This is a genomic window from Streptomyces sp. NPDC057307 (assembly GCF_042667665.1).
Taxonomy (GTDB): Bacteria; Actinomycetota; Actinomycetes; order Streptomycetales; family Streptomycetaceae; genus Streptomyces.
Genome location: NZ_JBHUZM010000035.1, coordinates 16,438 through 28,564, shown reverse-complemented (window position 1 = coordinate 28,564; position 12,127 = coordinate 16,438). Strand labels below are relative to the sequence as shown.

10 protein-coding genes are annotated in these 12,127 nt (G+C 70.0%); 4 read left to right on the top strand and 6 right to left on the bottom strand.

Going from position 1 to position 12,127, the window contains the following annotated elements; genetic code table 11:
- Nucleotides 1-2 precede the first annotated feature (2 nt).
- Both ACFUN8_RS15760 and ACFUN8_RS15755 read right to left on the bottom strand, forming a co-directional pair.
- Nucleotides 3-1,316, bottom strand: a complete 1,314-nt coding sequence (locus ACFUN8_RS15760) for an SRPBCC family protein (protein ID WP_383636752.1) — start codon at nt 1,314-1,316, stop codon at nt 3-5.
- Nucleotides 1,317-1,697: 381 nt separating this feature from the next.
- A complete protein-coding gene (locus tag ACFUN8_RS15755) occupies nt 1,698-2,942 on the bottom strand; it encodes an NAD(P)/FAD-dependent oxidoreductase (RefSeq protein ID WP_383636749.1) in 1,245 nt (414 codons plus the stop codon).
- A 697-nt stretch (nt 2,943-3,639) separates the two neighbouring features.
- Here ACFUN8_RS15755 and ACFUN8_RS15750 point away from each other — a divergent pair.
- Nucleotides 3,640-4,188 (top strand): GNAT family N-acetyltransferase, encoded by a 549-nt coding sequence (locus ACFUN8_RS15750; protein WP_383636746.1) that lies wholly within the window; start codon nt 3,640-3,642, stop codon nt 4,186-4,188.
- Nucleotides 4,189-4,245: 57 nt separating this feature from the next.
- On the opposite strand, the gene ACFUN8_RS15745 is transcribed toward ACFUN8_RS15750, so the two are convergent.
- Both ACFUN8_RS15745 and ACFUN8_RS15740 read right to left on the bottom strand, forming a co-directional pair.
- Nucleotides 4,246-5,193, bottom strand: a complete 948-nt coding sequence (locus ACFUN8_RS15745) for an aldo/keto reductase (RefSeq protein WP_383636743.1) — start codon at nt 5,191-5,193, stop codon at nt 4,246-4,248.
- Between the two features lie 47 nt (nt 5,194-5,240).
- Nucleotides 5,241-5,801 (bottom strand): ester cyclase, encoded by a 561-nt coding sequence (locus tag ACFUN8_RS15740; RefSeq protein WP_383636740.1) that lies wholly within the window; start codon nt 5,799-5,801, stop codon nt 5,241-5,243.
- A 139-nt stretch (nt 5,802-5,940) separates the two neighbouring features.
- On the opposite strand from ACFUN8_RS15740, the gene ACFUN8_RS15735 reads away from it, so the two are divergent.
- On the top strand, nt 5,941-6,708 hold the full coding sequence (locus ACFUN8_RS15735) for a TetR/AcrR family transcriptional regulator (RefSeq protein WP_383636737.1): 768 nt from the start codon (nt 5,941-5,943) through the stop codon (nt 6,706-6,708).
- Between the two features lie 233 nt (nt 6,709-6,941).
- Here the strand turns inward: ACFUN8_RS15735 and ACFUN8_RS15730 are convergent, their stop codons facing one another.
- On the bottom strand, nt 6,942-10,295 hold the full coding sequence (locus ACFUN8_RS15730; protein ID WP_383636734.1) for a BTAD domain-containing putative transcriptional regulator: 3,354 nt from the start codon (nt 10,293-10,295) through the stop codon (nt 6,942-6,944).
- A gap of 158 nt (nt 10,296-10,453) precedes the next feature.
- On the opposite strand from ACFUN8_RS15730, the gene ACFUN8_RS15725 reads away from it, so the two are divergent.
- Nucleotides 10,454-11,215 carry an SDR family oxidoreductase gene (locus ACFUN8_RS15725; protein WP_383636731.1) on the top strand — a complete coding sequence of 254 codons (762 nt, stop codon included), beginning with the start codon at nt 10,454-10,456 and terminating at the stop codon, nt 11,213-11,215.
- Nucleotides 11,216-11,255: 40 nt separating this feature from the next.
- Nucleotides 11,256-11,777 carry a nitroreductase/quinone reductase family protein gene (locus tag ACFUN8_RS15720; protein WP_383636728.1) on the top strand — a complete coding sequence of 174 codons (522 nt, stop codon included), beginning with the start codon at nt 11,256-11,258 and terminating at the stop codon, nt 11,775-11,777.
- A gap of 139 nt (nt 11,778-11,916) precedes the next feature.
- On the opposite strand, the gene ACFUN8_RS15715 is transcribed toward ACFUN8_RS15720, so the two are convergent.
- Nucleotides 11,917-12,045 (bottom strand): hypothetical protein, encoded by a 129-nt coding sequence (locus tag ACFUN8_RS15715; protein ID WP_383636725.1) that lies wholly within the window; start codon nt 12,043-12,045, stop codon nt 11,917-11,919.
- Nucleotides 12,046-12,127: the final 82 nt, after the last annotated feature.

Sequence of the window (12,127 nt, the reverse complement as noted above, 5' to 3'; positions counted from 1 at the left end):
GCTCACTCCGCGGCCTTCCCGGTCTCGGAGGTGGACGCGCCGTTCCCGGCTGTCGCGCCGGTCTCGGTCTGCCGGCCGTTCCCAGCCGTCGCGCCGGTCTCGGTGTACGCGTCGTCAGCGGCTTTCGCGCTGTTCCCGGTGTCCGCGCCGTTGGCCGCGGTGTCCGGGCTCCCGGCCTCCGCAGTCTCGACGGCGACCCAGGCGTCGATCTGCGAGACGACCTCCTCGTCGAGCGAGAGCTGACCGGGTGTCCAGAGCGGGTTGGACAGGCCGCGGTGCGTCCGCTCGCACATCTCCCAGTCCTCGTAGTTCGCCTTGTCCCACAGTGCGAACACCGCCTCGTGGGAGAAGTCGCTCTTGGCGGTCTCGGAGGGGTGGAAGAGCCAGAAGTGCCGGACGAAACAGGTGCCGGGGCTCTCGGGCCAGACCCACTGCATCATCACGTAGTCGGCCGTGAACCCGAACAGCAGATTGGGCAGGATCGTGATCCAGTTGATCTTCTGCCGGTCCGCCTCGGGGACCAGTTCCATCGGCGTCCGGCCGCTGCGTCCCGTCATGGAGACGGAGTTGTAGGCGTTCCGGATTCCCTGCCAGGCGCCGACGATGTCGCCCTTGAGGTCGTAGGTGCCCGCGTCGTCGAAGTCGGTGATGCGGTGCAGGTCCTTGTGGGCCGTGGGGAAGTGCAGGCTCTCGTTGACGTTGTGCGCGACGAGCTTCCAGTTCGAGGCGACCGGGTAGTCCTTCGCCTCGACGCACTCCAGGTCGGCGAGTTCGTAGACGCGTGCGAACTCGCCGAACTCGCCCAGTGAGGCGTCGAGATCCGGGGCGTCGTCGGACAGGGCGATGAACACGACCCCGAACCGGACCTCGGTCCGCACCGGCAGCAGACCGTTCTTCTCCTTCTCGAAGAAGTGGTCGAAGTAGGTGCCGTTGAGGCTCTTGAGCTTGCCGTTCCGGTCGTACACCCAGCAGTGGTAGAGGCAGACCAGGCTCTGGCGCTTGCCGGCGGCCTCCTCCACGAGTTTGTAGCCCCGGTGCCGGCAGTAGTTGTGGTACGCCTGGATGCCGTCGTCCCCGTGGATGAGCAGAACGGATCCGGTGCCGATGTTCAGCGTGGTGTAGGCGCCTTTGTCCTTCAGCCGGGAGACGTGGTCCACCGGGAGCCAGCGTCGGCCGTAGATACGGGACATCTCCCGGCGGTACTGCTCCTCACCGGTGTAGAACCCGTGTGACCTGCCGATGCCGCCCGTCTCGAAGTATGGCCTTTCCTCGCCCTGGTCGCTGATGAGATCGAACATGCTGGACGCACGCGTCATCTGCTGGTCTCCCTCAGAGGGTCAAGCGCATGGAATGCGGTGCGGGAACACCGAGGCGTCGGGGCCCGCGAGAAGGCCGCACCGAGCCCCGGCGTTGGTGGGACTGCGTGACGAGCGATGGCTGAGAAGCGAGGCCGGCCGGCCCGGCCGAGGCGCCGGGGGCCGGCCGGCGTGCGGGCGGCTGTGGAAGGGGCGGGGACCGACGGGCCGGTCGCCTTCGAGGGGAACTCGGAGACGGCTCACCGGAGTACGTACCGGCTCAGTGCCAGGTGTACGCGCGTAGCGCCGGAGCGAGAGCAGGTGACGGCACGCCGGTCCGGCGGCGTTCGGCCTGGTGGGTCCCCGGCTGGGGCAGCGGGTGCGGCGAACCCCCTCCGGTCGTTATCCGGCTGCCGGGTCGTAGATCCGCTTCTCCTCCGGCACGTTCGCGGAGTCGTAGAGACGCTCAAGGGCGTCGGGCGCGTAGACCTCGTAGTCCGGTACGACTCCGCCGATCAGGCCGAGCATCCTGTCGGTCCACTCCTGGGTCGCGCTCATCGCGGACATCGTCGCCTCGAAGAACGGCGGGAGTTCGGTGAGTTCGCCGAGCGTCGTCGTGAAGTCGTAGACGCCCGCGCTCTCCTCGTCGCGCAGCTTGTTGTACTCGGCCAGCGCCTCTTCCATCGGCCGCTCGCCGGCCAGGCCCTGGTGGACGCGCTCGGCCAGGAGTTCACCGTGTGTGAAGGCGTCGGTGATGCCCCATCCGGTGTAGGGGTCCTTGTGGTATCCGGCGTCGCCGACCAGCGCCCAGCCGGGGCCGTAGGCGCGGCGGTAGTAGTTGTCCGGGTAGCGCATGGGCTTGAAGGGCTCTTCGCGCCTGCCCTGCTCGCGCAGTTGCACGCCCATCTCCGGCGAGACGTCGTCGAACACGCCCTGGAAGCCGGCCTCGACGTCCTGGCGGAACTCCTTGAGGTGGCGCTTGGTGCAGATGACGGCGAGCATGCTCACGTCGTCGTTGGTCGGCCAGGTGCCGAACCATTTCTCGTTGAAGCCGGTCTTGTGGTGCAGGCCCCAGTCGAGACCGCTGTAGTACGAGTAGTAGATGAAGCCCGCGGCGGGGCGCACGTTGTACAGCTCCGCGCCGACCTTCTTGGCGACCGTGGAGTGGAAGCCGTCGGCGCCGATGACGACGGTGGCCCGGAACTCCCGTTCCTGCCCGTCCCCTTCGCGCCCTCGGATACCTGTCACGCGGCCGTCGGTGAAGACCAGGTCGGAGACGGTGAACCCTTCGATCACCTCGGCGCCGGCACGGCGGGAGGCGTTGATGAGGATCTCGTCCAGCACGGTGCGGCGCGGGCAGTAGACGGCGTCGACGCCGTCCACCGGTTCGGCGAAGCCGTTGAGTTCGATGCCCCGGTAGGAGTAGTTCATCTTCCGCAGCGCCGGGGTCTTGGCCGCGATTATCTCGTCGAGCAGCCCCCAGGACTGGAGCCGCAGCAGCCCCGCCTGGTGGATGTAGTGGGTCGAAACCGCGTCGCTCGGGAACGAGGCACGGTCCACGACGAGAACCCGGTGCCCCTCCCGCGCCAGCAACATGGCAACCGGCGAGCCGGCGCAGCGTCCACCCACAACGATGACGTCGTACATAGATCCCCCATCAATTTGGTTTGAGGAACTGACGCACCGCTGTCAGCGGCGGGAGCACGACCCGGAGGCTATGGAAATCGACAGATGAAGGTCAAGTAGGGGTAATAGTGAGGCAATGCGAGGTCATCGAAATCACGCCAACTGAATGATTCATTCCGCCCACTCGCCGCCCCTTATAAGCTATTTAGGCCATACTTGACCACCGGCGAATGTGGCGTGCGTCACAATCTAACACCCCTCTGAATCCAGCCAGCCATAGCGAAGAATTCAGCCCTTCTAGCAAAGCGAAGTTTTTCAGTCCTGAACTAAAAAGCGACCGGGCGCGAGCGGCATATTGGATTGTTAACGGGGCCGTACGTTTATTCAGCTCGACCATGCGAACGCCGAGGCCACGGCCACTCCTCACCCCCTCGCCCCGCACCGTCGGTCAGGGTCTGACGCCACTGGACGGGGACGGTTGCGGAGGCCGCCCGGACGGAGCCCATGCCTACCGTCCGGAATCACGCGATCACTTTCGCAAAGTGAAGATCTTCCGTGCCCACTCCCCGCCATCCGGGATCAGTACGGCATGCCGGAGACCGAACTGCCGGGAACGTACGAGGAGTTGGTGGGGCCGCGAGCGCATCCGCGTGACATGCCCGGGCAGATCCCGCGGCCCGGGCGCCGCCCGCCGACAGCTCGGTCCTAGCATTGACCCATGTCCCCTACACCGTCCCGGGTCGAACTGCGCCCGCTCACCCTCGCCGACCAGGACGAGTTCTGCTCGCTCGTGAGGGCCAGCGCCGAGCTCCACACTCCGTGGATACAGCTGCCCGCGGCCGCTGAGGAGTTCCAGGAGTGGATGCGCCGTTTCGCCGACGGCACCAACCGGGGCTTCCTGGTCCGCGTACGGGAGACCGGCGCTGCCGCCGGCATGGTCAACATCAACTCGATCATCCGGGGCCGTTACCAGGGCGCGTCCCTCGGCTACGCGGCTTTCGCCCCGTCGGCGGGGCGGGGCTACATGGCCGAGGGGATCGCCGCCACCCTGCGGCACGCCTTCGAAGACCTACGGCTCCACCGGCTGGAGGCGAACATCCAGCCGGCCAACAAGGCGTCGCTGGCCCTGGTCCAGCGCCTGGGCTTCCGCTACGAAGGTCTGTCGCCCGCCTATCTCTACATCGACGGGGCCTGGCGCGACCACGAACGCTGGTCCGCCTCCGCACCATCTCCCTGGACGCCCGACCCTTCCCTTCCAGAGGTCTAGTGCCGCGCGTCGGGCAACGTCCGCCCTGCTTGTACGGTCGGAAGGCCCGCTCCGGGTCTACGCCGCCGCGGCCGTGAGTCCGGCGAGTTCCGCGTCGGTCAGCTTCAGATCCGCGACCGCGGTCAGGGCCGGCAGTTGGTCCACGGTCCGCGCGGACGCGATCGGCGCCGCCACCGTCGGCCGGGCGGCGGCCCACGCCAGTGCCACCGTCGCGACCTCGGCGTCATGCGCCCGCGCCACCTCGTCCAGGGCGGCGAGGACACGTACACCCCGGTCCGTCCGAAGGTGCTCCCCGGCGCCCTCGGCCCGTGCGCTGTCCACCCGCGCGCCGGGGCGGTACTTGCCGGTCAGGAAGCCCGAAGCCAGTACGTGGTACGGCACGGCGGCGAGACCGGAGCGGGCGGCCACCTCCTGGAGCGGGCCCTCGTAGGTGTGCCGGGACACCAGGCTGTACTTCGGCTGGAGGGCGACGTACCGGGCGAGGCCCTCGCGGTCGGAGAAGTCGAGGGACTCCTGGAGGCGTTCGGCGGAGATGTTGGAGGCGGCGATGGCCCGTACCTTGCCCGCCTTCACCAACTGGTCGAGGGCACCGATGATCTCCTCGACCGGGATCGTCGGATCGTCGTCGAAGTGGGTGTAGTACAAGTCGATACGGTCGGTGCCCAGCCGGCTCAGGGACGCGTCGGCGGCGGCCCTGATGGTGTCGCCGCGAAGGCCCCAGAACTCGGGGTGGTGGGCGACCTTGGTGGCGATCACGACCTCGTCGCGGTTGCCACGCGCCTTCACCCACCGGCCGATGATGGTCTCGGACTCGCCACCGGAGTTTCCGTCCACCCACGTCGAGTAGGAGTCGGCGGTGTCCACGAAGTTGCCCCCCGCCGCGGCGTACGCGTCGAGCACGGCGAAGGACTGTTCGAGATCGGCTGTCCAGCCGAAGACATTGCCGCCGAGGGCGAGCGGGAACACTTCGAGATCGGATCGGCCCAGCTTGGCGAGAGACGTCATGTCGTTGTCCAACAACGTGACGGATCAGCTATTCCGCACCGCCGGTGTCAGTCACCGAGGTCGGGTTCGGCGGTGTTCAGAAGCCTCGGGTCGGGTTCGGAGCCGGCCATGGACAGCGCCCCCTTGACGGCCCGCGCGAGTGTGAGCAGGTCACCGGGCTTGCGCTTGTCGAGCCCTGCGACGAGTTGCCTGAGGATGGTGAGCTGGTCGAAGTAGACGCGCTCGGTGACGAGGTTCTCGTGCTCGTCGAAGATGAAGTACGCCGTCATACGTGTGCGATGGCGGCTGCCGGTCGCCGGAATCTTCCCCAGCGGCCCGTCATGGGTGCCCAGGAGCCAGAACTCCGCGATCACGGCGTCGTGACTGTGGCGGAGCGCGATCAGTTCGTGGTCCTGGTCGGGGAACGCCACGCGTGTGTCGTGGTAGTACTCGCGCACATCCCCCTCGCCGTCGTGGACGAGCATCTGCGCGATCAGCTCGTAGTGAGGATGCGGGAACGTCGACAGGGTGGCGTCCCAGTCCTGCAGCACCTCGTCACGGAAGTGGTCCAGGACGAGCTTCTCCCGGGCGCGCAGTACGTCCTCCGGGGGCAGGGTGAAGCGCGACATCGGTGTGTCCTCTCGTCTGCTCAAGCTGCCAGGGCCGTCCGGGCCGTCCGGGCCCGTATTTACCCACGCCGTGGATTATCAGGGGTGAAGCTATACCCACAGTGTGGTTTTGGACAAGCGGCATGCGCACAATGGGCCCATGACCGAGGCCCGCCCCGACGCACTTCCCCACCCCGACCAGCCCGACCAGCCCGACAGCCCCAACCACCTCAACCGCCCCAACCGCCGCGGCCGCCCGCCCAAGGGCGCGGCGCAGCTCTCACGCGAGTCCATCGTCGCGGCGACCTTGAGGGTCGTGGACACCGAGGGTGTCAGTGCGGTGGGCATGCGATCGGTGGCCCGCTCCCTCGGCGTGGACGCCAAGAGCCTCTACAACCACGTCGAGGGCAAGGACGGGCTGCTCGACGCCCTCGCCGAACACATCCTCGGGGGCCTGGCCCTTCCCGAACCGACCGGCGACGCAAGCCGGGATCTGCACGCGATCGCCCGCGCGTTCCGCGACCGCGCTCTCCTGCACCCCGAGGCCGCGTCACTCGTCCTCACCCGGCAACTCGCGTCGTTCGAAGGGCTCGCCCCGGTGGCGACGGTCCTGCGTGTCCTGCGCGGGGCGGGCTGCCCGACCGGGGAAGCGGTCCACCTTCTGCGCGTACTCCTCGCCACTCTGATCGGCACCCTCCTGCGCGAACTCACGGCGGGTACGGCCTTCGGCGTCGGCGACACCGCCGGGATCGCCGCCCGTCAGGAGGCACTGGAAGGGTCGGGATTCCCCGTTCTCGCCGAGGCGGCTCCGCATCTCGCGCGCTTCGACAGGGAGTCGGAGTTCACGTACGCCGTGAATTTCGCGGTCGACGCGGTCGTCACGCGCCTCCAGGCGCCGGACTCACGCCAGGCGCCGGACCCGCGCTAGGAGGCGGCACCGGGGCGCGGACTCCGGGGCCGGCTGTCTGACGAGCGGCGTGCTCGGTCCACAGGCGCGGCCAGCCCCGATGCCGCGAGAGTGTTGTCGGGGAACAGGGGCCGCCGCGCGGTGCCACCGCAGTTCACCGACACCGGCCGGTCCGCAGCATTGGGAGACGGGGCTCATCCGGGGCGCGAGATCACGGCACGCCCAGGCGCACCGTACGCCCAGGTCAGCCGGCGCTACGGCGTTTCCGTGTCCTTCGCGTACGCGGCGGCGAAACCGCTGTCGCCCAGGTCGGCCTGTACGGCCGCCGTGACGCGGTCGACGTCACCGCGTTCGGCCGGCGGCAGCGGTGCGCCCAGCGAGGCTCGCGTCCGGGTGGCGGTGCCCAGCAGGCCGGCGGCGCGTTCGGGTCGGCCCGTGAGCTGCGACGCGCCGGCCAGTCCTTCCAACGCCAGGGCCACCGCCCGTGGATCACCGGTGCTCCGCGCCGCGGTCAAACCCTCCATGTGCAGCTTCAGAGCCGCTTCGGCATCACCCCGCTGTTCGGCGACGAAGCCGAGTTCCGCCAGGATCAGCGCCGCGCCGTTCTCCGCGTCGAACCGGCGGTTCCACTCCAGCCAGGTACGCAGATACGCCTCGGCCACGTCGAGCCGCCCCTGCCGGCGGGCGCCCAGCGCGAGACCGATCTCGGCGAACTCCTGTGCCCGTCGGTCCCCGTGCTCCACGGCGACCAGTCGGCCGTGTTCGTGGAGTTCATCGGCTCGCCCGTGGTCCCCGATCAGCAGAGCGATCCTGCCCAGCTCCGACCAGCGGGTGGATACGTCGGTCCACAGGCCCAGATCCTCGGCGATGCGCAGGGCTTCCCGGTGCCCGGCCTCCGCCGCCGCGTAGTCGCCCTCGATCTCCGCGAGCCTGCCGAGCACCCCGGTGGCCTGGAGCTGTCCCCACCGGTCGCCCGTCTCGCGGAACAGCGCGAGGCTCGTCGCGCCGTCGGACCGGGACGCCGCCAGTTCGCCACGTACGTACCGCTGCACGCCTCGTACGCTCAGCGCCGCCGCGACACCCCAGGGGTCCTCCAACTCACGGAAGTCGTCCAGCGCCCGGCGTACGAGTTCCTCTCCGTCCGCCATGGCACCGAACAGGGTCGCGGCGTAGCCGAGGAACCAGCCGGACCCGGCCCGGTCGCGCCGGTCACGGACAGCCTCGTAGAGCCGCAGCGGAGAGTGGCCCGCCTTGAGGGAGCCGGGCCCGTCACCGCACAGCAGCGCCATCCCGGCGTGCCAGGCGGCGACGGCCGCGCCGTCCCCGCCGCTCTCGTCGGTCCCAGGGGTCGCCCCGGACAGCTCCTCGACGGCCAGGGCTGCGGCCATCGAGCGTCTGGCCTCCGCGAACCGGCCGCGCAGGAACCAGTACCAGGCCATCGCCCGCACGAGCCGCCTGGCGAGCCGGGCGAGGCCGGTGGCCGCCGCGGTGTCGAGCGCGGCACGGACATTGGCCTTCTCGGCGTCGAGCCGGCGCAGCCAGCGCTGCTGGTCGCCGCCGCGCAGATGGGTATCGGCCCGGTCGGCCAGTGCGGCGTAGTAGTGGGCGTGGGCGCGGCGGAGTCGGTCGTACTCAGTCCCGGACGTGCTGTCGTCCGCCGTGGTCCGCAGCCGGTCGGAGCAGTACGCGGCCACCGACTCCAGCAGTTGGTAGCGGGGTCCGTCGGCGCCATGCGCGACGACCACCAGGGACCGGTCCACGAGCCGGGCCAGCAGGTCCACGACCTCGCCGGCCTTCACCCCGCCACCGGAGCAGAGCGCCTCGGCGGCCTCCAAGGCGCAGCCGTCGGAGTGGATCGCCAGTCGGCGCAGGACCGTGCGCTCGGCCGCGGTCAGCAGTTCCCAGCTCCAGTCGATCACCGCCCGCAGAGTCCGCTGGCGCGCCGGTGCGTCGCGCCGCCCGTCCGTCAGGAGCCCGAACCGGTCGTCGAGGCGCTCGGCGAGCCCCGCCACACCCAGCACGCGAACCCGGGTCGACGCCAGCTCCAGGGCGAGCGGGATCCCGTCCATGCGACGGCATACGGTCGCCACCGCCTCGGCGTTGGCGTCGGACAGGGCGAATCCCGGCGACACCGCGGTGGCCCTGGCCGCGAACAGCCGGACCGCACTGGAGCGCACGATCTCCGTCGGCGCGGCTCCCTGCTGGGGCACGTCCAACGGCGGTACCGGCCACAGTTGTTCGCCCGATATACCCAGGGGCTCCCGGCTGGTGGCCAGGACACGCACCCCCGGCGCGACCGGCAGCAGGGTCTGGGCCAGGGCCGCCACCTGCTCGACGACATGCTCGCAGTTGTCCAGTACGAGCAGAAGCCGCCGGCCGTGCAGGGCGTCGGCCAGCCGCTCCGCCAGGGACCGGGAGCCCGTGATCGACGCCGGGCCGGGCCGGGCGTCGTCCCGGATGCCCAGGGCGGCGGCCACCGCCTCGGCCGGGCCTTCCGCCGCCCCTGCCGGACCTTGTTCGAGCGCTGCCACGCCCGTGGAACGCGCGAGTCCCGAGAGTTCCACCAGCCACACGCCGTCGGCGAAGAACTCGGCCGACGAGTCGGCAACCTCCAGTGCGAGCCGGGTCTTGCCGACCCCGCCGGGGCCGGTCAGGGTCACCAGCCGCTCGGACGAGAGCAGCGCCCGTACGTCGGTGACGGATCGCGACCGCCCGATCAGGCCGGTGACCGGGACCGGGAGATTGGTACGGCGAGGTGTGTCCGTACGACGGCGGGGAGCCGTGGTACGCGAACCAGGCTCCGATGTACGCCCGTCGGGAGCGTCCGCCCGCGGGTCAGGGGTGGCGGTGTCCGCGCCGGTCGTCAGGGCCGCCGGGTCCTGGCGGAGGATCTCGCGCTGGAGTGCGACCAGCGCCGGGCCGGGTGCCAGGCCGAGTTCCTCGGCCAGCCGACGGCGTACATCCTGATAGGCGTCCAGCGCCTCGCTCGGGCGACCGGCACCGTACAGGGCGCGCATATGAGCCGCGCGCAACCGCTCCCGCAGTGGGTGACGCTCCGTCAGTTCCTGGAGATCTCCGGACAACGGGCCATGGTCTCCCAGGCGCAGCCGGGTCTCGGCGTACTCCTCCCAGACCAGCAGCCGCTGCTCCTCCAGGCGCGTCACCGCCGCACGGACGAACGGCTCGTCCGCGAACCCGTCGAAGGCGGGCCCCCGCCACAGGGCGAGGGCCTCGGCGAACCGCGCGGCCCGCTCCCCGGGGTCCGTGGTACTACGGGCCTGTTCTGCCAGCGAGTCGAACCGTTCCGCGTCCACCGCGTCACCGGGCACCCTCAGCAGATATCCGGGCGGTCGGTGCACCACCATGCCGTCTCCCCCGGCCGCCGACAGGGCTTTGCGCAACCGGGACACCAGGGTCTGCAGCGCGCTCGCGGGACGGGCCGGCGGCCTCTCGCCCCAGAGGTCCTCGACCAGCCTGTCCGCGGAGGCCGTCCGCCCCGGCTCCGCCAACAGGGCCGCCAGCAGGGCGCGGACCTTCGCCTCGGGCACCACGACGGGATCACCGTCCGCCGTCCACACGGCCAGTGGACCCAGTACCCCGAAGCGCATCGGGCCAGCGTAATGCGGGTCCGCCGACGGGGGCGGCGCACCACCGTGCCGTCCCCCCGGCCGATGGCGATCCGACAGCGAAACGAATGCCGACCGAAAGCGCCGTGCCGCACAGTCGTCCCGTAACGCCTCACCACCACTACGCACAGGGAGCAACGATGAACAGGTTCGAGGGCAAGAAGGCCGTCGTCACCGGCGGAACCCACGGGATGGGTCTGGCGATCGTCACGGCACTCCTCGCCGAGGGGGCCGAGGTCGTCCTGACGGGCCGCAACGAGAAGACCCTCGAAGAAGCGCGGACCGAGCTGAAGGGTGAGGCGGCCCACGTAGTACGCTCCGACGCCGCGAGCATGGCCGACATCGCGGCCCTCCCCGACACTGTCCGGAAAGCGCTCGGCCGCGTCGACCACCTCTTCGTCAATCACGGCATCGCGGAGTTCGCCGAGCTCGGAGAGGTCACCGAGGAGTCCTGGGACCGGCAGTTCGCCATCAACACCAAGGGCGCCTTCTTCACCGTCCAGGCCCTGGCACCCCTGATCGAGTCCGGTGGCTCGATGGTCTTCACCACGGTCGCCAACGACGCCATCCTGCCCGGCCTGAGCGCCTACTCCGCCTCGAAGGAAGCGATGCGCGCGTTCGCCCACGTTCTGGCGGCCGAACTGCTGCCTCGCAGGATCCGGGTGAACTCCGTGGCCCCGGGATTCATCAAGACACCGACGATGGGCGTGCCCGGCCTGACCGAGGACGAGCGACGGGAGTTCGAGCGACAGGGCGACGAGATGACCCCGCTCAAGCGCAACGGCACGGTCTCGGAGGTCGCCACCGCCGCGCTGTTCCTGGCGGCCGACGCGACGTTCACCACCAACGTGGAACTCGCCGTCGACGGAGGCTACGCGCAGGGTCTCGTCAGCACGCACTGAGAGAGCGCGAACACCCGGAGAAAGCAGTCAGGAAGTGCCGATGAGAGAGGGCGACCACGTGCCGGCTCACGACTCCGGAGGCGCGGGGAACCCCCCGCGCTCCTCCGAGATCTCCGTCGAAGGGACCGACAGCCCCGACCCTTCGGTGGCGGAACACGTGCGCCGCTATCTCGCGACCAACGGCGCGAACGGCTACCGGGAAGGAGGGATGACGAACCTCGTCCTCACCCACCGTGGCCGGAAGTCAGGTGAGCTCTACCGGACCGGCCTCTTCTTCGGCGAGGACAACAGTCGCTACATCCTCGTCGCCTCGGGCTCGGCCATCACGCACACCCACCCCCAGTGGTATCTCAACGTGGCGGCCGATCCTGAGGTGCACGTACAGATCCTCGCGGAGCGGTTCGCCGTCCGCGCCCGCACTGCCGAGGGACAGGAACGGAAGCGGCTGTGGGAGCTGATGGCCGGGCTGGCCCCCGTGTACCGCACCTACGAGGCCCACACCCGCCGAGTCATCCCGGTGGTGATCCTCGATCGCGTCGAGCCCGCCACTCCATCGCCCTGACGAACCCTCGGCCGACGAGACCGGGGAACCATTGATCACCGTGTGGGTTCATGCTGGCGCCCAGCAGAAGCAGAACGACGGGCAGCCGTTTCCCCGGCCGACCGTCCGCGACGAAGGCCGGAGACTTCGGTCCTGAGCGTCACGCCTCGTCGGGCAGTTGGGCAGCCAGCGCCCGCAGGCCCGCCGGCACCTCGTCGGCGGTGGGCGCGGAGTCAGGGTCGGTGAGATGCCGCATCGTCAGGCCGTGTTGGCCCCGTTCGCCCCGCAAGCCGGCCTCGTCGGGCTGCCGGACCGCGTCCCCGGATCGCGGCGCCCCCTCCCGTGGCGTCCCGCCAGGTCCGGGAGGGGAT